Annotated in this window: 23 protein-coding genes; 19 read left to right on the forward strand and 4 right to left on the reverse strand. The window is 45.6% G+C overall.

The window, feature by feature from the left end:
- Window positions 1–21: 21 nt before the first annotated feature.
- Window positions 22–363, reverse strand: a complete 342-nt coding sequence (locus tag MKHDV_RS16470) for a winged helix-turn-helix domain-containing protein (RefSeq protein WP_160717240.1) — start codon at window positions 361–363, stop codon at window positions 22–24.
- Window positions 364–550: 187 nt separating this feature from the next.
- Between MKHDV_RS16470 and MKHDV_RS16475 the strand changes: the two genes are divergently transcribed.
- From MKHDV_RS16475 to MKHDV_RS16530, 12 genes are all read left to right on the forward strand, one after another.
- Window positions 551–1,573: a molybdopterin-binding protein gene (locus MKHDV_RS16475; RefSeq protein WP_160717242.1), complete on the forward strand. Its 1,023-nt coding sequence runs from the start codon at window positions 551–553 to the stop codon at window positions 1,571–1,573.
- Window positions 1,574–1,706: 133 nt separating this feature from the next.
- Window positions 1,707–4,424, forward strand: a complete 2,718-nt coding sequence (locus MKHDV_RS16480) for a molybdopterin-dependent aldehyde oxidoreductase (RefSeq protein ID WP_160717244.1) — start codon at window positions 1,707–1,709, stop codon at window positions 4,422–4,424.
- A 59-nt stretch (window positions 4,425–4,483) separates the two neighbouring features.
- A complete protein-coding gene (locus MKHDV_RS16485) occupies window positions 4,484–6,766 on the forward strand; it encodes a pyridine nucleotide-disulfide oxidoreductase/dicluster-binding protein (RefSeq protein ID WP_160717246.1) in 2,283 nt (760 codons plus the stop codon).
- A 9-nt stretch (window positions 6,767–6,775) separates the two neighbouring features.
- The gene (locus tag MKHDV_RS16490; protein WP_160717248.1) at window positions 6,776–6,991 is read left to right on the forward strand and encodes a DVU_1557 family redox protein; all 216 of its coding nucleotides are present in this window, start codon (window positions 6,776–6,778) and stop codon (window positions 6,989–6,991) included.
- Window positions 6,988–7,737, forward strand: coding sequence for a DVU_1556 family methyltransferase (gene trsM / locus MKHDV_RS16495; RefSeq protein ID WP_160717250.1), 750 nt, complete (start codon window positions 6,988–6,990; stop codon window positions 7,735–7,737). Before MKHDV_RS16490 ends, trsM begins: the two co-directional genes overlap by 4 nt.
- A 3-nt stretch (window positions 7,738–7,740) precedes the next feature.
- The gene (locus tag MKHDV_RS16500; RefSeq protein ID WP_160717251.1) at window positions 7,741–8,199 is read left to right on the forward strand and encodes a DVU_1555 family C-GCAxxG-C-C protein; all 459 of its coding nucleotides are present in this window, start codon (window positions 7,741–7,743) and stop codon (window positions 8,197–8,199) included.
- Between the two features lie 2 nt (window positions 8,200–8,201).
- The gene (gene trsS, locus MKHDV_RS16505) at window positions 8,202–9,560 is read left to right on the forward strand and encodes a radical SAM (seleno)protein TrsS (RefSeq protein ID WP_160717253.1); all 1,359 of its coding nucleotides are present in this window, start codon (window positions 8,202–8,204) and stop codon (window positions 9,558–9,560) included.
- A gap of 262 nt (window positions 9,561–9,822) precedes the next feature.
- Entirely contained in the window at window positions 9,823–11,172 is a 1,350-nt protein-coding gene (locus MKHDV_RS16510) for a DVU_1553 family AMP-dependent CoA ligase (protein ID WP_160717255.1), read from the forward strand.
- Window positions 11,173–11,182: 10 nt separating this feature from the next.
- Window positions 11,183–12,217, forward strand: coding sequence for an XdhC family aldehyde oxidoreductase maturation factor (locus MKHDV_RS16515; protein ID WP_160717257.1), 1,035 nt, complete (start codon window positions 11,183–11,185; stop codon window positions 12,215–12,217).
- A gap of 4 nt (window positions 12,218–12,221) precedes the next feature.
- The gene (locus tag MKHDV_RS16520; protein ID WP_160717259.1) at window positions 12,222–13,382 is read left to right on the forward strand and encodes a DVU_1551 family NTP transferase; all 1,161 of its coding nucleotides are present in this window, start codon (window positions 12,222–12,224) and stop codon (window positions 13,380–13,382) included.
- 1 nt (window position 13,383) lies between these two features.
- A complete protein-coding gene (locus MKHDV_RS16525; protein WP_160717261.1) occupies window positions 13,384–13,713 on the forward strand; it encodes a histidine phosphatase family protein in 330 nt (109 codons plus the stop codon).
- Entirely contained in the window at window positions 13,634–13,966 is a 333-nt protein-coding gene (locus MKHDV_RS16530; protein ID WP_160717305.1) for a histidine phosphatase family protein, read from the forward strand. The genes MKHDV_RS16525 and MKHDV_RS16530 overlap by 80 nt, the downstream gene beginning before the upstream one ends.
- Before the next feature lie 51 nt (window positions 13,967–14,017).
- Here MKHDV_RS16530 and MKHDV_RS16535 read toward each other — a convergent pair whose 3' ends face one another.
- The 3 genes from MKHDV_RS16535 to MKHDV_RS16545 form a co-directional block, all read right to left on the reverse strand.
- On the reverse strand, window positions 14,018–14,881 hold the full coding sequence (locus MKHDV_RS16535; RefSeq protein WP_160717263.1) for a patatin family protein: 864 nt from the start codon (window positions 14,879–14,881) through the stop codon (window positions 14,018–14,020).
- Window positions 14,882–15,177: 296 nt separating this feature from the next.
- Window positions 15,178–16,662: a sodium/pantothenate symporter gene (panF, locus tag MKHDV_RS16540; protein WP_160717265.1), complete on the reverse strand. Its 1,485-nt coding sequence runs from the start codon at window positions 16,660–16,662 to the stop codon at window positions 15,178–15,180.
- Window positions 16,659–16,994: a YhdT family protein gene (locus MKHDV_RS16545; RefSeq protein ID WP_160717267.1), complete on the reverse strand. Its 336-nt coding sequence runs from the start codon at window positions 16,992–16,994 to the stop codon at window positions 16,659–16,661. Before MKHDV_RS16545 ends, panF begins: the two co-directional genes overlap by 4 nt.
- A gap of 803 nt (window positions 16,995–17,797) precedes the next feature.
- Between MKHDV_RS16545 and MKHDV_RS16550 the strand changes: the two genes are divergently transcribed.
- The 7 genes from MKHDV_RS16550 (at window position 17,798) to MKHDV_RS16580 (ending at window position 25,503) form a co-directional block, all read left to right on the forward strand.
- Complete coding sequence (locus MKHDV_RS16550; RefSeq protein ID WP_160717269.1) at window positions 17,798–18,238, forward strand: MarR family winged helix-turn-helix transcriptional regulator; 441 nt, start codon at window positions 17,798–17,800, stop codon at window positions 18,236–18,238.
- Between the two features lie 59 nt (window positions 18,239–18,297).
- Complete coding sequence (locus MKHDV_RS16555) at window positions 18,298–19,194, forward strand: permease (RefSeq protein ID WP_160717271.1); 897 nt, start codon at window positions 18,298–18,300, stop codon at window positions 19,192–19,194.
- A gap of 30 nt (window positions 19,195–19,224) precedes the next feature.
- Window positions 19,225–19,389, forward strand: a complete 165-nt coding sequence (locus MKHDV_RS16560; RefSeq protein WP_160717273.1) for a hypothetical protein — start codon at window positions 19,225–19,227, stop codon at window positions 19,387–19,389.
- 76 nt (window positions 19,390–19,465) lie between these two features.
- The gene (locus MKHDV_RS16565; protein ID WP_160717275.1) at window positions 19,466–19,666 is read left to right on the forward strand and encodes a hypothetical protein; all 201 of its coding nucleotides are present in this window, start codon (window positions 19,466–19,468) and stop codon (window positions 19,664–19,666) included.
- Window positions 19,667–20,736: 1,070 nt separating this feature from the next.
- Entirely contained in the window at window positions 20,737–23,592 is a 2,856-nt protein-coding gene (locus MKHDV_RS16570) for an autotransporter outer membrane beta-barrel domain-containing protein (RefSeq protein WP_160717277.1), read from the forward strand.
- Between the two features lie 230 nt (window positions 23,593–23,822).
- Window positions 23,823–24,506 carry an A24 family peptidase gene (locus MKHDV_RS16575; RefSeq protein ID WP_160717279.1) on the forward strand — a complete coding sequence of 228 codons (684 nt, stop codon included), beginning with the start codon at window positions 23,823–23,825 and terminating at the stop codon, window positions 24,504–24,506.
- A gap of 280 nt (window positions 24,507–24,786) precedes the next feature.
- Window positions 24,787–25,503 carry a LuxR family transcriptional regulator gene (locus MKHDV_RS16580; protein WP_160717281.1) on the forward strand — a complete coding sequence of 239 codons (717 nt, stop codon included), beginning with the start codon at window positions 24,787–24,789 and terminating at the stop codon, window positions 25,501–25,503.
- The last annotated feature ends 233 nt before the right edge of the window (window positions 25,504–25,736 follow it).

Below are 25,736 nucleotides of genomic sequence, written 5' to 3' on the forward strand. Positions count from 1 at the left end.
TCAAACTGACCGAGCCCAAATTTACCGAACCCAGTTGAAGCAGTCTTTCATAATTTTTTGAGCTGCTTGATCCATTTTCTTTTCCGCTTCTCTATAGGATGTAATAAACCGTCTTCCAGTTTCTGTAAGGCGGTATCCTTTTTTGTTTCCCCCGACTTTTGTCACCAAGTCTTCCCCGATACTTTCTTCCAATTTCTTTAAGCGTCCCCACGCCCTTCTGTACGACATCCCCAATTCTTTCGACGCTCCAGAAAGAGATCCCAGCGCGTCAATTTGCTCAAGCAGTACCGCGCCACCTGAACCGAACAGCATTTCGCCGTCCTTTTCCAGCCACAGTTTGTACTTTACTCTCTTCGCTTGCATCGCTCACTCTCCTTATTGCTGCTCTCACTCGCTTGTGAATTTTTTCTTAAGCAATTTCACGCCCATGCTATTTTTTTTTAATAAAAAAATGTTTGACTTATTATGTCCCCGTGGACATAAGAAAAAGCACCAGTAATCGCCTACTCACTACTTTTTTTATCAACCTGAATCGCAAAAAGAGATTACAATGCAGGCAGTTCCAGTTCAAAATTCAATTGGTATGGTTCTTTGTCACGACATCACTCGGATCGTTCCGGGCGAGGCTAAAGGCCCTGCGTTCAAGAAAGGCCACATTGTCAAAGCTGAGGACATCCCGACCCTTCTCGATATTGGTAAAGAGCACCTCTACGTGCTTAATCTTACCGAAAATCAAATTCATGAAAACGAAGCCGCTGCCCGTATAGCAAAAGCCGTTTCCGGTGAAGGCATCACTCTAAGTGATGTTTCTGAAGGACGAGTAAACCTTATTGCAAACAAAGGGCTGCTGTCCATCGATGTTGAAAAAGTACATGAGATTAATGCCATTGAAGAAGTTGTGCTCTCAACAATGCACGACGGTTTGCATGTTATGACAGAGCGCCCTGTTGCAGGTACCCGCATTGTTCCTCTCGTTACCGATCGATCCAAGGTTGAAGAAGTAGAAGCTGTTTGCGCCAAGGGCGGCCCTGTTATTCAGGTTAAGCCGTTCAAACATCATAGAGTAGGTGTCGTTACCACCGGTAGCGAAGTTTACAATGGTAGAATTACAGATAAGTTCGGCCCTGTAATCCGTAAAAAATTTCACGAACTCGGGTCAAGCGTTGCGGAACAGGTTTTTGTTCCCGACGACCAGCAAATGACAACAGATGCCATCACCTCGTTCCTCGATCAGGGAATGGATTTTGTTGTTGTAACAGGCGGCATGTCTGTTGACCCAGATGACAGAACACCCGCCAGTATCCGCGACACCGGAGCAGATGTAGTTACCTACGGCTCCCCTACCTTCCCCGGTGCCATGTTTATGCTCGCCTACAAGGATGGCCGACCTATCATCGGACTTCCCGGCTGCGTCATGTACTACCGCGCCAGTATCTTTGATCTCATCGTACCACGCATTCTCGCAGGCGAAACCATTACCCGTAGAGATATTACGAACTTAGGACACGGCGGCTTTTGTGCCGGCTGCGACACATGCCACTTCCCGCTGTGTTCCTTTGGTAAATCGTCATAATAATTGGCTGGTTCTGCTGTAGAACCCTCCTGCTTTATAACCTATATGTGGTGGTACCTTTCACAGCATCAACAACCTTCGCCTTGTGTTGTATCGCGCTGTTTGATCGTCTAGGTACCCGAGAGGAGCTTCCATGTTAAAAAAAATGCTTCATGTTAACGGCGTAGACCGGATGGTCATATGCGAACAAGATGAAACACTTGCGAACGTACTTCGTGAGAATTTGAATCTTACCAGTGTAAAAATTGGTTGTGGTTCAGGCCAGTGCGGCAGTTGTACCGTTGTTGTAGACGGTAAGCTGAAACGTACTTGTACAATTAAAATGAAGCGCATTGCAGAACACACTAAGATTGTTACTGCTGAAGGTGTGGGCACACCGGACAATCTGCATCCTATCCAGCTTGCATGGATTGCTCATGGTGGCGCACAGTGTGGTTTCTGTACACCTGGCTTCATTATTTCTTCCTACGCACTTCTTCTTGAAAACCAGTCTCCAAGTCGTGAAGACGTTCGTGACTGGTTCCAGAAGCATCGTAACGCATGCCGTTGCACAGGCTACAAACCTCTTGTTGACGCTGTTATGGATGCTGCTGCAGTTCTGCGCGGTGACAAAACACGTGATGAGCTGATGAAAGACGTACCAGTAGAAGGCCGCATCTTGGGTACAAAATACCCACGTCCGTCCGCTGTTGCAAAAGTAACCGGTACTCTTGATTACGGTGCAGACTTAGGTCTTAAACTTCCTGCAGAGACTCTGCGTTGTGCTCTTGTACAGGCAGAAGTTTCTCACGCAAAAATTATTTCCATCGACACTTCCGAAGCTGAAAAAATGGAAGGCGTTGTAAAAGTAGTTACACACAAAGACGTTAAAGGTAAAAACCGCATTACCGGTCTTATTACCTTCCCAAGCAACAAAGGTGATGGTTGGGATCGTCCTATTCTGTGTGATGAAAAAGTATTCCAGTTCGGCGATGCAATTGCTATCGTTTGTGCTGATACCGAAAAGCATGCAAAAGCTGCTGCTGAAAAGGTAAAAGTAGAACTCGAAGAACTGCCAGCATACATGAGCGCTCCTGAAGCAATGCAGGACGACGCTATTGAAATTCACCCTGGCACCCCTAACACATACTTCGTACAGAAAGTTGCCAAAGGCGACGAAACTGCACCTATCTTTAAAGACGCAGACGTTACCATTGAAGGTGACTACTACGTTGGCCGTCAGCCTCACATGCCTATCGAACCAGACGTAGGTTTTGCATACCGCAACGATGAAGGCAAACTCGTTATCCATTCCAAATCTATCGGTATGCACCTGCACGCTGCTATGATTGCTCCTGGTCTTGGTGAAGAGCTTGATAACATCGTTATGGTTATGAACCCTGCCGGTGGTACTTTCGGGTACAAATTCAGCCCTACAATGGAAGCATTGGTTGGCGTTGCATGTATGGCTACTGGCAAACCTGTGTACCTCAACTACACATGGTACCAGCAGCAGACTTACACTGGTAAACGTTCCCCATTCTTTATGAACGTTCGCATGGCTGCTAACAACGAAGGAAAACTCCTTGGTATGGAAACTGACTGGTCTGTTGACCACGGTCCTTACTCCGAGTTTGGTGACCTTCTTACACTTCGCGGCGCTCAGTTCATCGGTGCTGGTTACAACATCGATAACATCCGTGGTGAAGGCCGTACCGTTTGTACTAACCACGCATGGGGTTCTGCATTCCGTGGCTACGGTTCACCGCAGTCTGAGTTTGCTTCCGAAGTTCTCATGGACGAACTTGCTGAAAAAATCGGCATGGACCCATTAGAACTGCGTTACAAAAACGTATACCGTAAAGGTTCTACAACTCCTTCCGGTCAGGACCCAGAAGTATACAGCTTGCCTGAACTTCTCGACACTATCCGTCCTAAATACGAAGCTGCAAAAAAACGCGCAGCAGAACTTTCCACTGCGGAAGTTAAACGCGGCGCAGGTATTGCTATCGGCGTTTACGGTTGTGGTCTTGACGGTCCTGATACTGCAGAAGCAGCAATGGAACTTACCGAAGACGGCATCATCACAGTTTACACCACATGGCATGACCATGGTCAGGGTGCAGACATCGGCGCTTTAACCACTGCTCATGAGGCTCTCAGCCCAATGGGTATTCCTGCTGAAAAAATCAGAGTTTGTCTGAACGATACCAGCAAATGCCCTAACGGTGGCCCTGCTGGTGGTTCCCGCTCACAGGTTGTAATCGGTCGTGCTATTAAAGCTACCGGTGAAGCAATGGTTGCATCGATGACAAAAGCAGATGGTTCCATTTACACCCACGCAGAAATGGTAGCAGAAAATATTCCTACCCGCGTTGATGGTAAATGGTCAGCACCTTGTACTGATTGTGATGAAAACGGCCAGGGTAACCCGTTCGCATGTTACATGTACGGCGTATTCCTTGCTGAAGTAGCTGTAGAACTCGCTACCGGTAAAACTACCGTAGAGAAAATTACAGCAGCATCCGACATCGGTACCATCATGAACCAGCTTGCTGTTGAGGGCCAGATGTACGGCGGTCTTGCTCAGGCTATCGGCCTTGCGCTTACAGAAGACTTCGAAGACATCAAAAAGCATTCAACCATGGTTGGTGCTGGCTTCCCATACATCAAGCAGATTCCAGACGATATGGAACTCATCTTCATTGAGTCCAAACGTCCTGAAGGCCCATTCGGTGCATCCGGTGTTGGCGAGCTTCCACTCACCAGCCCGCACGCAGCTATCATCAACGCTATCTACAATGCTTGTGGCGCACGTATTCGTCATCTGCCTGCACGTCCTGAAAAAGTACTCGCAGAACTCAACAAGTAATATAGAATAAAAAACCGTCCGTGCTGTTTAGGCAGCACGGACGTATTTAGTAGAGCGCTATGGAACAACACGAACTACGCCAATGGGAAGCACAGTGTACGCAAGAAGAAGCGCCACACTGCCAAGCCCAGTGTCCCCTGCACATTGATGTCCGCACCTTTTGCAAAAAATTTGCTGCGGGTAAAATTAATGAAGCATGGGCTGTTTTGTATAAAAGCATGCCTATGCCGCATATTACTGCCAACTTATGCGACGGCTCATGTATGGAAACATGCCTGCGTAAAGACCTTGGCGGCAGCATTAATATGCCGGAACTTGAGCGATGTTGTGCAGCCAATGCAACCAAGAACCCGCCTGTGCGCCCTCTTCCGTCCAAAGGAAAACGCGTTCTCATTCTTGGCGGCGGACTTAGTGCGTTAGCAGCCGCGTGGGATCTAGCTAAAAAGGGCATCAGCCCAACCATTCTCTCTACTGAAGCATACGACGACATTGCGTCCCGTATTCCTGAGGACGCATTTGCACAGCATGAACAGGCAATGGAAAAACTTGGTGTCATTTTCTCCAATGAAGAACCACCAGCAGATCTTACCAAAGCTTGCGCCGAATGGGATGCCGTGTTGTTAGCATCACCGGAAGTTGCAGATCAATATGCGTGCGAACTAAGTGATCCTAAAATATTACAAACAAATATTTCCTCCGTATTCTCCGTTCCGTCCCCTTGTATTGCTACCACGATAGAACGTATTGCCCTTGGCAGAACGTTAGCATTATCTGCGGAACGGTCTATACAAAATGTATCCCTCACTGCAGGTCGAGACATGGAAGGATCGTACGGGTCCCGACTGCAAACCGCAGTCTCCACTGTCTCCTCACTTCCACAACTTCCTGCAGGTGATGAGGGATATGATGAAGCGACAGCTATGCTGGAAGCCGGAAGGTGCATACAATGCGAATGCATGCAGTGTGTAAACAACTGTGTGTATTTGGCAGAGTTCAAAAGCTATCCGAAGGTATACGCGCGGCAGATCTATAACAATGCCGCGATCATCATGGGTACACGACATGCTAACAAAATGATCAACTCCTGCATGTTGTGTGGCTTATGTGAAGAAATTTGCCCTGAAGACTTTGCAGTTCAGAACCTCTGCCTGTCAGCTCGACAAGAGATGGTGGCAGCTTCCACAATGCCATCTTCTGCACATGAATTTGCAATCCGCGATATGGCGTTTGCCAATACCGCGGGTAGGATCGCAAAGAATGCACCTTCCGCTTCCACTAGCACGTACGCTTTTTTCCCGGGATGCCAGCTTCCTGCAATATCACCCCATCTGGTTGAAAGTACCTATGCATACTTACGGGCATCTCTCGAAGAGCCTGTAGGATTATTCATCCACTGTTGCGGAGCCCCTGCACACTGGTCGGGGCAAAAAGAGCTGACGGAAACAACAACTGCTCAGATCCTTCAACAATGGGAAGCCATGGGAAAACCGCAGCTGATTACCGGCTGTCCGACATGCACAACAATGTTTGCAGAACTGCTGCCGCAGATTCCAACGCGCTCATTGTGGGAGGTTATGGAAGAAGTGGGATTGCCTGCGCAAGCACGCTTACCACAACAGCCATACGTTTTGCATGACCCGTGCTCCACTCGTCATGACGAGCCTATGCGTACGCATGTTCGCTCCATCACAGAAAAATTGACAATTTCAACTACAGAGCCACATCTTTCCGGTTCATTGACCGAATGCTGCGGCTTTGGTGGTTTGCTCGATTCAGCGAACCCTAAGCTTTCACGCAAAGCATCTCAACACAGGGCGGATGTGCTCTCTCAGTGTACAGAAGATGAGCAAGACGTGCTCACTTACTGCGCCATGTGTCGTGATATGCTTGCCAGAACAGGCAAACGCACAATCCATCTACTGGATATCCTTTTCCCTGAAAGTAACCCTGCGCTCACATGCTGCAATGCCGACCCTGCCGCTGTTCCTGTTACAGGCTTTTCTGAACGTCGCGAAAATCGTATGCGTCTTAAAGAACACCTGCTCACAACCTTATGGAACGAGGCAGAATCTCCAGCGGAAGAAAATGCGCCAGTAATCACATACACAGAACAGGCTGCGGCCAACATGGAAGAGCGTCGTATTCTGCGAAGCGACATCCGCAAAGTTGTAGACCATGTTGAAGCAACCGATGAAAGTTTATTCAACACAGAAAGCCAGCTTCACGCTGCCAGCTTCCGGCCGGTAAGTGTTACGTACTGGATGGAATACACGAAGGATGAAAGTGGATATTTGATCCACAATGTATGGTCGCATCGTATGCAGATTATTCCTCCTAAATAAGAGCACGCCATGAAAACGTTACAAGTTTTACACGACGATTATTCACATTGGAAATGCACCCAGTGTAACGAGCAGCTTGTCTTCAAAGCTGTAGACCTGGTGTATCTTGAAAGTAAATTTTCGGTTGAATTACCAGTATGTCCAGCATGTGGATACGTACTTATACCTGAATCTCTTGCCTTAGAAAAAATGGCAGAAGTGGAAAGTTTACTGGAAGACAAATGAGTACTCCGCTTTGGCAGCATCCTCTTATGGCAACATTGGAGGATGGCGCACTTCGCCCCGGTGGTCTCGCGCTTACCCGCAAGGCCTACGATGGATTGAAGCTTTCGCCTTCCACTCGTATTCTGGATGCAGGATGCGGCACTGGAGTCACAGGCGAATTTCTCCAACAAGAATATGGAGTCCACGTCACCGGACTTGATCTTTCCGCTCAGAATACGCTGCAAACTCAGGAAAGACACATTCCTGTGGTGCAGGGAACAGTTGAACAGCTTCCTTTTCCCAACGCTGCATTTCACATTGTTAACTGTGATTGCGTACTCTCCCTCAGCAGCTCTTTGGAAACATCAATCCTAGAATTTTCACGTGTACTCTGTGCAGGCGGCACACTTGTTTTGTCCGATCTTTACAGACGCGGAAAAAACGTCGGGCTTTCTGCTCCAACAACCTATTGTGACTTACCGCAAGAGGTCGCCCGCGCTGAACGCTCCAGTTCTTCATGTGTAGTTGAAGGATGTAGCAGTTCACCGATAGAGCTTAAACAACTTTTTGCCGTGCTTATGAAGGCAGGGTTTACACACACATGCAGCACAGACTGCACAAAAGAGCTTAAAGAGCTCACAGCAAAGCTTATTTTTTCGGGCATTGCATCCTGCTGCCAAGGCAACACAAACACTGCCCAAAGCCGCACTGCATCATACGATAAAAGTATTGGGTACATACAAATCAAAGCCGTCAAAAAGGAATAACACATGCTTTCCGACATCCAACTGCAATTGCTTCAATGGTCTAGCAAGGGATACTGTTGCAGCCAAATTCTCGTCGGTATGGCGCTCGAATTTTCAGGCATTGAAAATCCACCACTCCTAAGAGCAGCGGAAGGATTATGCAGCGGTATGTCCGGTTGTAACGGAACATGTGGTCTGCTTACAGGCGGATCATTGCTTCTAGGTTTATACGCGGGGCACGACGCTGAAACTGAAGAAAAGAACGAACATCTTCCTCTTCTGCTCGAGTCATTCATAGACTGGTTTACACAAAAAACAACAGAGCAGTATGGCGGCATTTCCTGTGGTCAAATTCTTGGAGAAACCTGCGACTCCCCCCTGCCGGACACCTCAAAATGTGGTTCCCTGCTTGCGGAAACATTCTCCTATATTGAATCTCTACTTGCCGAATACGACTACGATATTTCTGCATTAAAAGAGTAGTTATGTCTGATCACATTTCCCATACCGAAAGCGTTTGCCCTCAGTGTCTTCAGCGTATTCCTGCTATGCGTGTCACCAAAGGGGAAGAAACCCGCCTTGTAAAACACTGTCCGCAACACGGCGCATTCTCAACTCCTGTCTGGCGTTCAACTCACATGGCAACGGCCTTTAAAAACTGGTTACGCCCTAAAATTCCATCCACACCGCCTACTGTTTCAACATCTGTCGACAAAGGCTGCCCTTTCGACTGCGGTCTATGCGAAGATCACCGTCAGCACAGCTGCATGGCGCTTATTGAAGTGACATGGAATTGTAACCTCTCCTGCCCTGTCTGCTTTGCATCAGCAGACAACAAAGGAAAGCCGTCCACCCCGAAAGACCCAACCAAAGAAGAACTCATTCAGCTGCTCGAAACCACCATGCGCACCACAGGCGGGTGCAATCTACAATTTTCCGGTGGGGAACCGACAGTACGCGATGATCTTCCTGAACTCGTTGCAGAGGCAAAACGCATCGGGTTCCCGTTTGTGCAAATCAACACCAACGGAGTTCGTGCTGCACAAGATCCTGAATATGTCGCGAAGCTTGCGGCAGCAGGTGTTGATTCCGTATTCCTGCAATTTGACGGATTACGCGAATCAACGTGGAAAGCGTTCCGCAATGCTGATCTTCGAGAAATCAAAGCAAAAGCAATTGCAGCGTTTGCAAAAGCAAACATCGGCATCGTGCTCGTACCGGTCATTTCGCCCGTCATCAACAAAGATGAAGTGGGCGATATTATCCGCTTTGCCATAGATCACGCACCAGCAGTACGCGGTGTTCATTTTCAGCCAATAAGTTATTTTGGGCGCTATCCAGTTGCGCCTGCGGATGCAGAACGCATCACGCTTCCGGAGCTGGCTGACGAACTTGAGCGGCAGACAAACAACCTTGTCGCAACAGGGGACTTTGTGCCTCCCACCTGTGAACATGCGTTGTGCTCATTCCACGCCAATTACATTATCAATGATGACAAAACGCTTCAGCTTCTGTCTGTTCCTAAAAATTCCTGCAACTGCAAGCCAAAGCCTGCAGCTGAAGGGGCAGAAAAAGCACGCTCATTCGTACGCAGCCAATGGGCAGCAGCGGAGCAAGAAAAGAAACCGCAGTCACTGTCCAATGAGCTTGATTCGTTTATTCAACAAGCATCAACACGGCGCTTTGCCATATCAGCCATGGCTTTTCAGGATGCATGGTCTCTTGATATAGAACGGTTAAAAGGCTGCTGCATTCATGTGGTTGCGCCGGATGGAAGGCTTGTTCCTTTCTGTGCATACAACCTTACAGCAGCTGACGGAACGACTTTGTATCGCGGGAAGTAGTTTTGAAATACTGCTGAGAATGAAATCAGTAAGTTGCCTCCGGCGGGTCTCCGACGGGCAAGGGCTCTGCCCTGCACCCGCGAGAGGGACGCCCTCTCGACTGCGAAGTTGGACTACCTATTTATGGTTATTATGAGGTACTGAGAAGTTCGCAGTATTGGCAGATAAGACAGTACTTTTAGATTGGCATAGTTAGGATAAATTACGGTAAGTACCTTTAGGGGCACCCCCTTAAAATGAAGAGTCTCTTTACAGGATCGCAATGCAAAAGACTTTCGTAGAAAATGCACAGCAACGAATCGTTATCGGGGCAAACCCGCTAGACGCACCAGCTCAAGAAGATATGGGTTTTGATGCATCTGCGCGCTCGTTCTCTCATGCTCAAATTGAAGCATGGCAGCTTAGCAAACTCAAAGAAGTTTGCAGTTATGCAAAAGAGAACGGAAGTTTTTACGCTGAACATTTTCGCGGCTTGAACCTAGATTCCATCGCGTCCCGTGAAGAATTTTCAAAACTTCCACGAACTACATCAGCGGATATCAGTGAAGCACCTTTCAAATTTCTATGCACTTCGCAAGACGACATTGCACGTGTTGTAACGCTGACAACCTCCGGTTCCACAGGCAAACCCAAACGTCTCTATTTCACGCAAGATGAGCTAGACGAAACTACGGCATTTTATAACCACGGTATGCGTTGCCTCGTTAATGCGGGGGACACCGTTCTGGCGCTCTTGCCTGCTCCCAAACCAGACAGTGTTGGTGCATTACTCGCGGATGGGTTACGGCAATTAGGTGCAAATCCTGTACTGAATCAAGATCCTGATGACGTTACAGCTTCGCTGACGATGCTTAATGAACATAGCCCTGACTGTGTGGTGGGAACCTCTGCACATGTCCTTGCTTTGGTAAAATTATGGAAGCACCAAGGCGGAATGAATTCACCAGTAAAAAGTGTTTTGCTTTGCTGGGATGCAAACTCCCGCTCAATTCGCAAATACATTGAAAGAATCTGGGATTGCCGAGTGCACACACACTGGGGAATGACAGAGACCGGACTCGGTGGTGCTGTAAGTTGCGCACACAGTAAAGGAATGCACCTACGCGAAACAAATTTATATCTAGAAATTACAGACCCAGAAACGGGAATGGTTCTGCCGGATGGTGAACGCGGCGAAATAGTTGTTACGACCCTTACGAGAAAAGGGATGCCGCTTATCCGCTACCGCACAGGCGACGAGTCACACATTATGAAAAATGCCTGTCCGTGTGATTCCCCGTTACGTCAACTCAGCCCGAATATTCGACGGATTGTTCAGCCGAACGATACGCCGGACTGGTTCCAGTTCGTCACTCCGACGTCTATCGATAGGCTGTTACTCTCTGTTCCAAATTTTCTTGCCCAGCAAGCACAATATTGGGTGGCACCAAACAAGCTGGAAGTAACTGTTGACATGAGTGAGAACTCACCCCAACAATTAGCCAGCGTAAAGGAGCTATTATGCGATCTTGTTTCTCCGTTGCATAATGCTCCGGATATATTGTGCTTGCCGGGCAGAAATGACGGCAAAATTTCTATTGGATTCGCAAAACGCAAAATATGCGTAACGTAACGAGGTTACAATGCATTCTATTCTTTCAGATATCACCAAAAAACTCTCAGCGCATAACTGCGTTCTTGCCACCGTCATATCCAGCACCGGTTCAACGCCTCGTTCATCCGGCGCACACATGCTTATTTGTCCGCAAGGCGAATTTTATGGAACCGTCGGTGGTGGTCTAATCGAAGCTAAAGTTCAAGAAACTGCCGCAAAATTTCTCGCTGGCAACACAGGTGCTGCTTCCCTGCATTTCTACGAACTGGATAATACCAAAGCTGGCGCGCTCGGCATGTCTTGTGGCGGAGCACTGACCGTATTGTTGGAACGACTGATTCCAGAATACCATGCGGAATTTGCACAGCTCGAAAATGATGTTCGCAAAGGCAATGCAAGCTCACGCGAAGCCTACTATGTTCAGTCCGGTGACGACTGGAATCGTATTGATGCAGATGAACTGACAAATACATTGGCAGATGCGGAATATGCTAATGCCATGCAGTCCATAAGCACTGCTAAAGGTGCAGCAGCTAGTGGCGCTTCCCCGTTACTCTTCAATGAACAGCCTCTTCAATATTTTTCTGAAACCTACCATCCGTCAGCCACTGTCATTATTGCCGGTGCAGGACATGTTGCGAAACCTACAGCAGAAGTCGCCCACCTTGCTGGATTCTCTGTCACTGTATTGGATGACCGCGACGACTTTGCGAATGCCGAACGTTTTCCGAATGCACACGTTCTCGTTGTGGATTCATTAGAAGATGTGCTCTCTGAAATTACCGTTCACAAAGATTGCTATATTGTAATCGTAACCCGTGGACACGAGCACGACAAAACAGTGCTGCAACAGATGCTCACAACTCCTGCAAAATATATTGGTATGATCGGCAGTAAAAGCAAGCGTGATGGGTTATATCAGCGTCTGCGTGAAGAAGGCGTCACTGATGAAGCCATAGCCCGTTGTCATTGCCCGATTGGGCTGCCACTTGGCGGCAGAACACCTGAAGAAATTGCGGTAAGCATCATGGCGGAGATCATTCAAACTAAAGCACAGGGTTAAGCGCATGCTTAATGCCTATGCAATAATACTGGCGGCCGGATACGGTTCCCGCATGAAACAATGCAAACCCACGTTGCACCTTGGGGATAAAACCGCGCTGCAGACACTTGCTGATGCCTTTATTCATGAAGGTGTTACCCCGTTAGTCGTCACCGGCTACGCCAGAGAAAAGGTTGACCAGGAATGCCAGCGTCTCAAGTTACGCACTATTCATAATGCAAACTTTGATGACGGAATGTTTTCCTCTGTTCAAACTGGCTGCAATGCTCTTCCTGATGATGCAGATGTATTTTTTATTACTCCGGTGGATATTCCACTTATCCGCACTCGAACTATTGCTATGCTGCTTGATAGCGCCACACAAACGGATGTTGATGTGATCCATCCTATTCTGGATGACAGTTCATTATTGGCGCTTCCGGATTTTCTTTACGCAACAGAAGCTAAACGAGGACACCCCCCATGTATGCGGGCATCCCTCAAGCAAGCAATTCTGCAATACAGTGGTGAGGGCGGACTAGCGAATGCGTTAGACCAGCATGTTGGTTCCACCCAGTACATCCCTGTTATAGACAGTGGAATGCTGCTGGATATGGATACCCCTGCGGATTACGAAAATCTGTGTGCCATGCAAAAGCTCTACACCGTACCCACCATGCAGGAATGTTACGCCATCTGGAATACTGTTTCGCTGCCCACACACATCAGGAAACATTCAATGTCAGTCGCTGATGTCGCCCACATTATGCTGAAAAAACTTCCCGCTATTTCCCCTCTTTTTAAACAGACAGTTATCGCCGGTGCTATGTTGCACGATATTGCGAAGGGTATGCCGCAACATGCTGCAGTCGGTGCCAAGCAAGTCACCGAATTCGGCTTTCCGGCACTTGCGCAATGCATTGCAGACCACTCACATCTTATACCCGCAAAAGGCGCTGTCACAGAATCAGAGATCATTTTTTTAGCGGATAAGTTTGTAGAAGGCACAAACAAGTGCACTTTAGACAGAAGGTATAAAGAGAAAATGGCATGTTATGCCGAGTCCCCAGAAGTTGTTGCAGCAATTCAACAAAAACTTCAGGAAGCACAAGCAGTACTAGATAAAGTAAATTTAGCAGCCAAAGTTGATTTCAACACACTGCTCACTGCAAACGGGACTACCTAGTATGATTTATCTCGTTCGCCACGGCGAAACCGTTCTCCATAAAGGAATTTGCATAGGGCAAACAGACATTCCATTGGCTGAAAAAGGAATTGCGCACGTCTCTCAAAACACACTACCGCAATTACTTGCTCTACAACCGGAGAATCCACGGATCATTGCCAGCCCACTACGGCGCACGATGCAAACTGCTGAGATTTTGGATAACGAGCTTGGGGCGGGGATTGAAACGGAATCTGCTTTAAAAGAAATAGATATGGGAAAATGGGACGGCCTCACGTTTTCATACATACAAAAAAAACTGGCCGGAAGCTTACGAACAACGCGGCGATGACTTTGCTCACTTTCGAACACCAAAAGGTGAATCCTTTTTTGATGTTCAACAACGGGTGCTGGAAGTAGTTATTCCACTATGCCAAGTGCCTGAATCGCTTATTTTGGTAACTCACGCCGGAGTCATACGCACCCTGCTCTGCGCCGCAAACCAGACACCATTACAAGAGCTGTTCACCTATAAGCCTGCAACGGGTTCCATCACGTTACTCAGCAAGCAAATATTCCTCGAAAAGACACTCTATCTGGAATAAAAATTTCATATAGAAATCCCCCGTCACTCATTAATGTAACGGGGGATTTTTTTATGCTGAAAGAAATTCCTGTAAGGCAGCTGTATGCTTTAGTGCCATCGCATAGCCATCATCATACAATTGATACAACTTACGCTGATCGCGGCAAACACGCCCGACGCCAAGAGTACTTTCAGGCCGAATCACAAAGATTTCGCCCTGCTTTTCCTTCGCCTCGATTACTGCCAGTTGATCATTATATGCTTCATGGCGATGCTCCAGCACTCTGATCAATCCTGGAAATTGTGGATACCGCCATTTACATAGTGCTAACGATTTGCTGGCATGTTTGCGATAACCTTCCGGTTGCGTAAGAACCAAAACCGGCTTTTCACCATGCTCCAGACACTGCTGAAGCGGGATAAAGTTCGCAATGCCACCATCCATATACACCGAGCCGTTATATTCCACAGGCTTGGCAATAAGCGGCAAGCTTGCCGATGCCCGCATAATAGTCAGCACGTTCTCCCGACTTCCAAGCATGCTCTTTTCAAACATCACGGCTTCACCGGTATAGCAATCAGTTACACCTATCCAAAATTTGATCGGATTGTTTTTAAACGTTTCATAATCAATCGGTACGATGTGCAATGGCATATCTTCAAAAATGAAATCCATTCCGAACAAATCGCCGCCTTTTAACAGACGTAAAAAGCTTAGGTACCTTTTGTCGTTAACAAAACGTATATTTGCTATTCTGTTTCGCTCCGGCTGGTTGGAAATAAGATTGGCACCGTTACATGCCCCCATAGATACCCCGTACAAGGAAGAAAACGAAAAACGCATGTCCATAAAATGCCGAAGTACACCAGCAGAGAAATTTCCCCGAAGTCCTCCGCCTTCAAGAACAAGTCCGGCGGTAACAGTTGATTGCATCGGTAAAACCTCCTGAGGAATTGCTTGGTAAAACAACAACTCAACCTTGGAGGTGTTGTATAGTATTTGGAGAACATAATCGAAAGTGTCCTGAGAGGACAGTAGCAGAAAGAAGATTCTCTATCATGATAATTGTCTACACAAAATAACTAGTATTTTTTCAACACCAACGTTCACGCTAATTACAGAACAAAGGCTCTCACATTTTCATGTAAGAGCCTTTGTATATATTCAAGCTTCTCTGCATTCAAAACAGTGAATAGCTGTTCCTTTCACAGAATAAAGAAGTTGTTACACTATCGCTGTTCACCCCAGAATAAGGCAATAACCCTATCATTCGGAGCACGGCCAACATACGATCCTGCAATAAAAGCGCTGAGTGCTATCAACGTAGTCGGCACAATTGCATGCACTCCGCCCATCGCCGGTTTCATCATGCTGATTGTAATGAAGGATACAACACCAAAGGTAATCGAAGCCACAGCACCAGTTGCGTTTGCTCGCTTCCAGTAAAGTCCAAGAAGAATTGGCCACAGGAATACAGCTTCCAACCCACCAAATGCAAACAAGTTAATCCACACGAGCAGATCTGGCGGCTGAATAGCAGCAAAAAAGACTATCAGCCCGATGACGGCAGTAGACATCAAGCTCATACGCTGAATGCTTACAGAAGGCATCAGAGAGGCATCGCCTTTTAATCTGTAATGCACATATAAATCTTTAATAATCGCGGCAGAAACAAGCAGAAGCATGGAATCAACGGTGGACATGATGGCAGCAAGAGGCCCTGCAATGAACACCCCAGCCCAGAACGGTGAAAGCAATTCCATAATCAACGATGGCATTGCAAGGTCACCCGCAGGAAGATCAGGAAGAATCGCACGTCCCAACGCGCCGGAAAGATGCGCACAGAGGATAATGAATCCGATAATAAGTGTACCGATGATCATAGCATCATGCATCGCACGGGAATCTTTGTAGCCCATGCAACGTTGCGTTGTCTGCGGCAGGCCTAATATCCCCAAGCCTACAAGAATCCATAAGGACATTGTAAAAGGCTGCGGAACAGCATTTTTGGGCCCCGTTGGAGTAATCAAACCGGGATCAATATCTTTAAGTGCTGTCATGCACTGTTCCATTCCCCCACCGGCATTAATGATTGCCAGCAGGATAACGACAACAGCCACAACCATAATAACACCTTGAATGGCATCAGTAATAACTACGGCACGGAAGCCGCCCACGGCAGTGTAAAGAACAACGGTAACACCAAACAACACCAGTCCGACAATGTACGGATATCCGGTTACTGCCTGAAAAAGTCGTGCTCCGCCGATAAACTGAGCAAGCATGGCTGCCATGAAAAATACGAGTAACGCAACTGAGCAAAGGATTACAACGGCATCGCTTTTATATCGAGCGCGTAAAAAGTCCGTAATAGTCATGGAGTTGGTTTTACGGGCAATAATGGCAAAACGTTTACCGAGAACACCCAGCGTAAGAAAGGTGGTCGGTACCTGAATCATTGCAAGAAACACCCAGCTCAAACCGTAACGGTACGCAACCCCGGGGCCGCCAACAAAACTGCTGGCACTGGTGTAGCTTGCGATAATTGTCATAGCGAGAACAAAACCACCCATGGAACGACCACCGATAAAGTAGTCTTCCATAAATCCCTGAGAAGATTTGGATGATGCTTTGTTACGCGCCCAAAGCGCCACAGCAAATGAAAGTGCCAGATACAGCACCACAGGGATTATTGTAATCAGCGCATCACTCATGCGATATTTCCTTTATTGGAATCTACGGCATGCTGTTCGCTTTCCGCAGTGCCCAATTCATCGTCAGATACTTCATCATCAAGCGGCATTTCTTTAAAAAAGAAACGCACAATTCCCCAGAGTAGAATGGTAATTAAAGGGTAGCCGACAATACAGCTGTAAAAAAACCATTCCGGCATACCGAACACATACGCATACTGTTCTGGATCGCCGTCGCCCATTCCGTATCCGAAAATGAACCACCAGAAAAAATACAGAGCGTAGGCTCCCAAAGAAAACAACGCCTCTTTGTTGGCTTGAGCAAAACGCCAGTCCTGTGTCTGCTTATTCATATGATACACCTGTAAAATTTAAGAAACGAACACTGCAAGCAAGGCATGAACGTTAACAGCCCATTATCAATACTAAAAAAGATACCAACAGCACTTTTACACAGTGTCGGTATCAATACGGTAAGGCGGAATAAAATTGCCTCACATTTTTGCTATGCAGTCTAAGCGTTATGCAAACTCTTTAAAAAAAGAACACTAAAGGACATTAATTCCTTCAGCACAAAAAATAACACCAATTGCTTGAAGCCTTCTGCCCTAAAGCACTCAAGAAAACAAGCCATCGGACGCTGTTTTCATTCCCTTATTTTCCTCTTCCAACCACACCTGCTCCACACAATAGAAACACCAATTCAGTAGAAATTTTGCAATTCAATTTTTACAAGCCAACCTACTTCAACGCTCGGTACTATACAAAAGCAAACAAAGTTACACTTGGACAAAATTGCCCCGGCTTATACAAAAACTATCACTTCATGACGAGGGTTATTAACGACAAGCAAAAATGAAAAACAGAAACAGAACCATATCCCACTATTCTGGACAGAAAATATGAGTCCTCATCGATCAGAAACCTTTTCCGCTCAAAACTGGCAGAGTTTCATTACGTGTTATGGTCACAGCAACAAAACCTGATTGCTGTACTTTGAATTAACAGCTTAGAGCGACTAAAATTATGAGTAAAAACACTTTTATCTTATTAGATTCAATATTAAAGTTTTTATTCTTAAATAATTTTTAGAAATTTAGTTGACGCTATCAACCTTTATGCTTATTTTCTCTTTTAGAAAAAACGGAGCTGACACATGAAACAATTAACGACAGCAAACACAGTTGTTGAAAACATATTAGAAATAGCGTGGCACTTTAGTTCCCGCGGTATTAATGGTGCATGTTGTGCAGATTTATCTCTTGCGGAATTTAGAGCTCTGCAAACAACTGCCATTACACCTAACTGTTCTGTTCAGCACATAGGTAGAATTCTAGATTTCACGAAAAGCGGCGCAACCCGCATCGTTAATCGATTAGAAAAGCAACAACTGGTAACAAAAGTTCGCTCCGCAGCGGATGCCAGAGTTTGTTGCGTTACCCCTACTCCCGCCGGACTAGAACTGTTGCAAGACGCAATGCAGTGTACCAATGATCGTCTGGAACAGGCTCTACGTAAGGTAACTCCATCTGAGCGGGATGATATTTCCAACTCTTTGAATTTACTAGCGAGAACACTCACTTCATTGGATAAATAAAGGGCTCGTCCCCCTTTTTTAAAATATTAGTTGACGATGTCAACTAAAAGGAGACCAACATGAACAACCTACAAAAGACTTTAGAATATTTTGCCTTCATCAGCGTTGAACTTACGATTTTATTCCTTGGAATCAGCACCGCAGTCGCGCTAGCCCTCATGTATATCCCACAGGAAAAACTTAAGGGCTGGATTTCCCGTAAAGGCATATGGGGCAATATTCTCGGAGCACTGGTTGGTGGCCTGACTCCATTTTGTGCCTGCTCGACCATTCCGATGACCCTTGGACTCCTCAATGCAGGGACACCGTTCGGCCCAGTAATGTCCTTTGTAATCGCCTCGCCAATTCTTAACCCGATTATTTTAAGCATGATTGCTACCTTAATGGGTGGGAAAGCGGCACTTATGTACGGTATAGTAACATTCGTTGCTGCGGTAACATTCGGCTTACTTTTAGATGCATTCGGATTTGGTAAACTTGTTCGCAACGTACGTCTTCAGCAGAGCTGCTGTGGTGGGGAAGCTGAAACAGTACCCCCAACATTTGGGGGGAAAAGCAAAGCAGCCTTTAGTTCAGCTTTGGGAGATTTTAGACGCGTGTTCTTCTACCTGTTCATAGGTGTCGCAATTGGTGCGGGTATCTATGGCTACATGCCACAGGAACTCATTGTAGAGTGGGCAGGCCCTAGCAACCCGCTTGCAATTCCTATCGCAGCTCTTGTTGGTATCCCTCTTTATATCCGTGCTGAAACAGCAATTCCAATTGGTTTAGCGCTTGCGGGAAAAGGCATGGGGCTTGGAGCTGTCATCGCGCTCATTATCGGCGGTGCAGGGATGGCTATTCCTGAAATGAGTATGCTTGCTTCTATCTTTAAAAAACGCCTTGTTGCTGCCATCGTTCTAGTCATTTTTTCAACGGCTGTTGTGGCTGGTATTTTCTTCACCACCATACTGTAAGCACTCAAACAACCTTTAAGGGAGATTATTATGGAAGATACTAAGAAAAAAAGCCTTTGGGCTCGCTTAACCGGCACGGGCTCTGATTGCGGATGTTGTTGCGGAACAATCATTGAGGAAACGCCTGAAGCTGAAAAAGAAAGAACTCAGCCGGATGAGGGCAAAAAAACTCAAGAAAAAACCGACACCAAGTAACACATACAGCTGCATCCCTCTGTACATCGACTAAATCTGCAACCCAACTCACACTCAACTTACAAAGAAACTACCCATGGATGCTATTTTAGCTGAAATGGAATTTGAGGCGCTTGCCAACGGCGAGTTCATAACCTCTGCAGAAGGGGTACGAAACATTATTGTTAATAAAAGTGTTCTACTCTTGGATGTCCATACTGGAACAGAAGCCCCACATTGCAGCTATCCGTTCGCGAAGAACATTCCTCTGGAAAAATCTTCCAGACCGCATATGTGAACTGCCTACAGACAAGATAATTATCACGCTGGCAGCCTCTTCATTTCAAGATGCCGTTGGTTTCTTTTACCTGCGTCAAGCTGACTTTGAGGCAGTAAAAACCATGGTCGGTGGATCAGAGCAATTGCTACTATTTTAAAGCCTGCCCCACTCTACGCACGCATGAAAAAATCATAACTCGTTCTTCTAATTTTACTTTGAAAAACTACACAACAGAGACTCCCAGAATCAATATTCATACCCCTCTGAGAGAACTGAGCTTTGAATACTTAGCGAGTGGTAAACACTGCGTGACCGGAAAAGAATTTCTCAGTCTCATTGCATCCAATGAAGTTTTATTTTTAGATGTGCGAACAGATGAAGAACAGTACAACTCCGTGCACCCGTGGGCGACGCACATTCCATTACATATTCTTCTAGAAAGAATTTGTGCCCATTTTAGGATTGATGAACTTTAAAGCGTAACAAATTGCATCAATAACAGCACTGGTTGTTCCGGTTTCATCTTTCTCTGGATTTCTAGTGTACCTTCAAATGGGTGACGTAACCTTTTGGGTTGCTGCAACTTGCGGAGGTATGGCAGTAATTGGGGGATATGTAGAAACCAAAGTAATGGATCGCTGTTTTTCACAAACTGTTGTTCGTAAATTCCTTGCGGTTGTTATGCTGTTTCTCGCAGGCAAAATACTTTTTAATTCCTTTTAATCAACTGGGAGGAAAAATGATGATGCAACTGCGCCTAACAACAACCACGCGACCTTTTACGACTTGAACGTCCCTCTCAACATTTGAACAAAAAAAAAGCTCTTACACTTTCGTGTACGAGCTTTTTTTTTGCTTGTTCTATCCAAGAGGATTTATCCTCATGCCGCCTGCGTAAAAGGCAGGTGTAATCTTCTAGACAAGAATTTCAGTATTCACTCTAAAACCACAAGAACAACAAACGTGACCTACCCTTAAAACAGGTAATTTCTCAAAGCAAAAACGGAACTCAACCCATCCTATCGAAATCGATAGTAGTTAACTAGTTACCCCTGTGTATATGATGCTTGGCAAAAGGGGGACTAACAATGCTCATTACTATAAAAGATTACGCTCAAGACTTTCTAAAATTACTTCTCTTATCCTGCATTCTGATTGTAGTGCCGACAAAAATGGCTAGCGCGGGACAACTTATACAATCCCTTGAAAAAGATTATGTTAATTATGATAACATTTACGCCCCAGCCAATATCTACGGTGAAAAGGCCGGCATTGGTGTCGTAAATCCATCTAAATATTCTATTACAAATTATGGAACAATTTCTTTCGTAGAAATCAATTCGGATTCAAGCCCTGAAGTATACGGAATTGTAGCTCACGAAATGATAAAAAACTATGGAGACATTACCGTTTCGTCCCTATCTGCGAGCACTGCTTCAACAAAGCCTACTGATGCGAGTGCAACAGCTCTAGGGATTTACTCATCTATTGGTGTGGAAAACCATGGGGATATTACGATACAAGCAAGAGGTGGAGAGTCAGTTAGTCTTAACACCATCTCGAGTAGCTCTGAAACGGAGGGGGTTGGACTTCAAACAAAGGGCGTTATCACGAACCATGGTGCGATCTCTGTATCTTCAATAAGTGGAAACTCATCTCTCACCTATACTTCACCCGATATTATCGGCTATTCCAGAATACACAACAATGCTAAAGCCTATGGTATTATGTCTAAAAGCAATGTCACAAACTATGGTAATATTTCATCACTAGCTGTTTCTGGGATTACCCATATAGTTGCCGACGATTTTTCATTAAATTACGACAAAGCCTACGCGTATGGTATAAAAACACTCGGCAATGTAACTTCCTATGGATCAATTTTCTCAACGGCAAAAGGGGGAAGAGCTTCCACTAACGCAACGGTATTTACCGACGCCAATGCTCATGCTTATGCCTATGGAATTTACACCGATGGAACAGTTACTAACTATGGAAACATAACAGCTACCGCTCTGGGGGGAACCGCCTTTAACAATGTTAGTACAAGTAACACTGCCCGTTGTTATGGATCAGCTGAAGCTAAGGGTATCTATTCTGAAAAAGCCGTAACTAACTACGGTACAGTTATAGCTAAGGCTGTTGGTGGCAAAGCTACTTATACTACAAATAAATGGGGTTCCGCTGTTGCTGATGCTGATGCTGTAGGCATTTACTCTAAAGGCAATGTATCAAGTTATGGCGACATCATCGTCACAGCTCAAGGCGGAAACGCAATTGCTTCAGACTCGGTTATCATAATTGATAAATACAACACGGGAACGGATGCAGAAGGCTATGCCAAAGGGATCATAGCTTCCGGTGATGTGTTAAGTACGGGCAATATAACAGTAACCGCTACTGGTGGAGTGAAAAAGAGAGCCGGTGTGCTGACAAGCGATGTGTCAGAAGCAACGGGTATTCAAATGAATGCTACTGGTAGACTGGATTCACGAGGGATTATTAGTGCTTCAGCTTTTCCAGCATCAGGGTATGCTTTTGATCCAACAAAACATATTGCCAGACAAGTTTATATTGCAAAAGGGGTGACTACACTGACGGGCTACGGCATGAAGTTTTCCAATTCAAACAAAGCATTAACATCGGAGTTTGGAGGAAGCATCCATGTAAATAACGACGCTTCGGCAGCTGCAGATCTCCTTTTTCAGCAAGCTGTACTCTACGCCCATCAGGGAGTTCATTTTGCAGTTGGAGTCTATGAAATCCCAATGATTGAAAAAGGAGCAACACATTCAGACGCGACAGACGACCAGTTCGTCGATGTTGTTGCATCCCACCCAGACATAAAAGCAGCTCTCACGGCAGGAAACAGTGGTAGACTGCAACAAGTTACTTTTACTTATGCTCCCAAAAGTTCGCCCTCCCTTCTTTCTACCCGCGCTGCTGCTGATGCACAGATGAAATCGCAATATACAATTGCAAACGAACTTTCAAACATGTTGTTCGCATCTGCACGCCCCTCTTCTGTGCAAGAAAAACAGGTTGCTGGCATTAATGACAACACAAGCCACATGGTAGCGTCCTCAGATGCTACAGTTATTCCTACTATAGAATCTAGTTCTGACAACACACACACTCTCTTCCTCCGCCCAATCGTTGCAACTTCTGAAGATACGTCTACATATGGTTATGATTCTAGAACTGCAGGCTTTGTACTCGGGTACACACATAAATTTAGCGATGCTTTTTATCTTGGTGGACATGCAGGCTATACCCGCAGCAATGTGGATTATACTGACGTTGGCACTGGATATTCAGACCGTGAAGAGGACATTGATACTTATTACGGTGGGATTCATGCAATTGGTCGGTACGACAAAAATTGGATTTTCACCGGAATGTCTTCCTTCTTCATCGGTGACAATACGTATTCCAACAATGACCCAGCATTAAAAGAAAATGCAACGTATTCATCCTATGCATTGCGCACCAAACTTACTGGCGGATACCTGTTTGCAATTGGGGAAAATCAGTTTTTGCCTGAACTTGGCCTTACTCACACTTGGCAACACCACGATGAATACTCCACCAAAAACACCACCACGTTCTCGACTACATACGGATCACTGGATGACAACGAACTGTACGGCACTGCTTCCATCAAATGGCTTCGCAAGTTTAAAGTAGGTAACAACTGGTTATTTACCCCACAGCTTGGCATTGGTATTACGCAAGTGCTTACGGATGGTGAAATATCTGTAACTCAACGCGCCGCTGCAGCGGCACAACTTATGGTTGATTCAGAAGATAAAACGACCATTACTCCAGAACTAAGCTTAACCATGCAACAAGACGATTTTTCTCTCACTCTCGGCTACAACGGAGGCTTCTCAGACACCACCCGTAATAACCAGTTCTGGGTGCAAGGAAGCGTAGATTTTTAAGACACAACGTGTCTTTTCTCATAATCCAAACGGCATCGGATCAGTACTTTCGGTGCCGTTCATTTATTCTAGAAACAGCCTCCACCCACTTGATCAATTTATACTCCGGACAACGTATTCCTCATTGCTGCAAGTAAGAGCCGTAGAAGGATTATCCCCCCTGTACCCAAAGGTAGATTTTTATATCCACACACTTTGCCTTCTTACTCTTTTACGATTATGCCAAACAGATGCACGATAAATTTCTTTTTTTTATAGCATTATTCACAGGTGGTATCACTGGTCTTCTCATTTCATTAATTGCGAATAAAACAGTTTGCTCTGTTCGTAATAAATACAAGATGACCCCCGTACTACCCAACACAAAAGACATTCCTGAAGAGCCTTCTTTAACAGACCTTCTACAAGGATCAACTTTAGTAGTACTTTGTTGTATCGTAAGCTTGGTCTCTGCAATCCAGTTCGGGATTAATCTGGAGTGGGCAGTGGGGATTCTTTTTTCTGCAACTCTTCTGCTGCTGGCAGTGGTTGACCTTCGAACCCACTTTATTCCAGACATGTTAGTTCTACCTGCGATACTTATTGGAACCATTTTCTCTCTAAGGATACTGGGAACAGACCCATATGACATGACGCTTGGCGCTATTGTCGCCAGTTGCAGCGCGCTACTGCTGCGAAAAATTTATGCCATGATGTCTGGCAAGATTCCTGTAGGATGGGGGAATGTTAAATTGCTTATCTGCTGTGGAGCTGTAAGCGGACTATATGGGTTGCCCAAGCTCTTTTTTGTCGCATTTTCAATGGCATGCCTTTGGATTATTGCGCGCGCTATTCTTAGAATAAATACAAATACAGACTACATACCAATAGGCCCTTGCTTAATCGCAGGCACCTTTTTTCAAATGTTTTTCTAATATTTTTCTATCTGGTTACAGACTAAATGCTTGCTCATTCTAAAATGAGACTGTTTCTCTCATGGCTATAAGCTTATGCCGCTCGTTAATCCACGCAGACATAACGCTCAAAACAGCAGGTGTAACTATCAAGATTATTAACAAAATTGACAATTACTTTAGCCAATTATATCATTCATCATAAACGATAAGATTACCTTTTTCGCTGAAGTGTCTTTTCCATGCTTCGGGACAAAACTCACAACCACAGAAAACTTTTATTTGAAGAAAAGTTATAACTATGAATTATGACATCCTCGAAGAAATCAAAAAATCACAATCCACTAAAGAACTATGGGGAATTCTAGCGCAAAACATGATGCGCTGGGGTGTGCCATATGTTGCCTCGTGGGTAGGGTCTGTCCCCGGTAATGCACAAATAGAAACAAATCGTCCAGAATGGTGGATGCAATACTACCTTGAGCAGCATCATCCAATTAATGACCCTGCTATCCAGCATTGCCTCTATCACAAAGGATTCTTTTTTTACTCTACAACAGATGACCAGCCTTCCCATATCCCCCCGGAAGGTGCTCGTATCTTGTCTGAAGCAAAAGACCTGCTCGGTTTTAATTCAGGCTTGGTATTTCCTGTCTTTTGTAATGAAAATCGACTGGGCGGTATGAGTATTTCGTTCGAGACTCCTTTGCAGGATCTCGAAAAAATGCCCATTAAAGATTTTAGCGAAATGCTCGTATGTTGCAATGTAGCGTTCGAACGGTTTGCTCAGATTCACAACAAAAAAATTACTCCGGAAGGTGGTCTTGTCTCACGAGAAATCGATTGTTTATCTTGGCTTGCTCGTGGTCTGCGCACAGCTGACATCAGCAAAAAACTAAACATCAGCGATGCCACAGTTAGCTTTCATCTGAACAAGGCTAAAAAAAAACTTGGGGCAACCACTAGAGAACAAGCAGTAGCTCGAGCAATTGTTCTGCAAATCATTACCCCAAACTAACGCTTCGTTACATACTAGCTCCCCCCACCTCTCCAGCACCTTTGGGCACATCAAAAATATTATCCAGATATTCAGTAGCCTGAGAGCGTGGGTCTGAATGATAAATGCTAATGATAAAATTAGGCATAGACTTTCAGGAAATATCGGAATCAAACCCGCTCTCCCGCCTACCTAGGGCTACCATTGAAAAAAAGTGCACACACGACATGCCACCTTTAGGAGGCGTGCATAGC

The organism is Halodesulfovibrio sp. MK-HDV (assembly GCF_009914765.1).
Classification (GTDB): Bacteria; Desulfobacterota; Desulfovibrionia; order Desulfovibrionales; family Desulfovibrionaceae; genus Halodesulfovibrio.

Bases quoted from the DNA above. Each gene is read 5' to 3' on its own strand.
- MKHDV_RS16480 (WP_160717244.1), top strand. From the start codon at position 1,707: ATGTTAAAAAAAATGCTTCATGTTAACGGCGTAGACCGGATGGTCATA.
- MKHDV_RS16485 (WP_160717246.1), top strand. From the start codon at position 4,484: ATGGAACAACACGAACTACGCCAATGGGAAGCACAGTGTACGCAAGAA.
- trsS (WP_160717253.1), top strand. From the start codon at position 8,202: ATGTCTGATCACATTTCCCATACCGAAAGCGTTTGCCCTCAGTGTCTT.
- MKHDV_RS16470 (WP_160717240.1), bottom strand. From the start codon at position 363: ATGCAAGCGAAGAGAGTAAAGTACAAACTGTGGCTGGAAAAGGACGGC.
- MKHDV_RS16515 (WP_160717257.1), top strand. From the start codon at position 11,183: ATGCATTCTATTCTTTCAGATATCACCAAAAAACTCTCAGCGCATAAC.
- MKHDV_RS16575 (WP_160717279.1), top strand. From the start codon at position 23,823: ATGCACGATAAATTTCTTTTTTTTATAGCATTATTCACAGGTGGTATC.
- MKHDV_RS16565 (WP_160717275.1), top strand. From the start codon at position 19,466: ATGGATGCTATTTTAGCTGAAATGGAATTTGAGGCGCTTGCCAACGGC.
- MKHDV_RS16545 (WP_160717267.1), bottom strand. From the start codon at position 16,994: ATGAATAAGCAGACACAGGACTGGCGTTTTGCTCAAGCCAACAAAGAG.
- MKHDV_RS16555 (WP_160717271.1), top strand. From the start codon at position 18,298: ATGAACAACCTACAAAAGACTTTAGAATATTTTGCCTTCATCAGCGTT.
- MKHDV_RS16475 (WP_160717242.1), top strand. From the start codon at position 551: ATGCAGGCAGTTCCAGTTCAAAATTCAATTGGTATGGTTCTTTGTCAC.
- MKHDV_RS16580 (WP_160717281.1), top strand. From the start codon at position 24,787: ATGAATTATGACATCCTCGAAGAAATCAAAAAATCACAATCCACTAAA.
- MKHDV_RS16510 (WP_160717255.1), top strand. From the start codon at position 9,823: ATGCAAAAGACTTTCGTAGAAAATGCACAGCAACGAATCGTTATCGGG.
- MKHDV_RS16560 (WP_160717273.1), top strand. From the start codon at position 19,225: ATGGAAGATACTAAGAAAAAAAGCCTTTGGGCTCGCTTAACCGGCACG.
- MKHDV_RS16570 (WP_160717277.1), top strand. From the start codon at position 20,737: ATGCTCATTACTATAAAAGATTACGCTCAAGACTTTCTAAAATTACTT.
- MKHDV_RS16500 (WP_160717251.1), top strand. From the start codon at position 7,741: ATGCTTTCCGACATCCAACTGCAATTGCTTCAATGGTCTAGCAAGGGA.
- trsM (WP_160717250.1), top strand. From the start codon at position 6,988: ATGAGTACTCCGCTTTGGCAGCATCCTCTTATGGCAACATTGGAGGAT.
- MKHDV_RS16490 (WP_160717248.1), top strand. From the start codon at position 6,776: ATGAAAACGTTACAAGTTTTACACGACGATTATTCACATTGGAAATGC.
- MKHDV_RS16520 (WP_160717259.1), top strand. From the start codon at position 12,222: ATGCTTAATGCCTATGCAATAATACTGGCGGCCGGATACGGTTCCCGC.
- panF (WP_160717265.1), bottom strand. From the start codon at position 16,662: ATGAGTGATGCGCTGATTACAATAATCCCTGTGGTGCTGTATCTGGCA.
- MKHDV_RS16550 (WP_160717269.1), top strand. From the start codon at position 17,798: ATGAAACAATTAACGACAGCAAACACAGTTGTTGAAAACATATTAGAA.
- MKHDV_RS16535 (WP_160717263.1), bottom strand. From the start codon at position 14,881: ATGCAATCAACTGTTACCGCCGGACTTGTTCTTGAAGGCGGAGGACTT.
- MKHDV_RS16525 (WP_160717261.1), top strand. From the start codon at position 13,384: ATGATTTATCTCGTTCGCCACGGCGAAACCGTTCTCCATAAAGGAATT.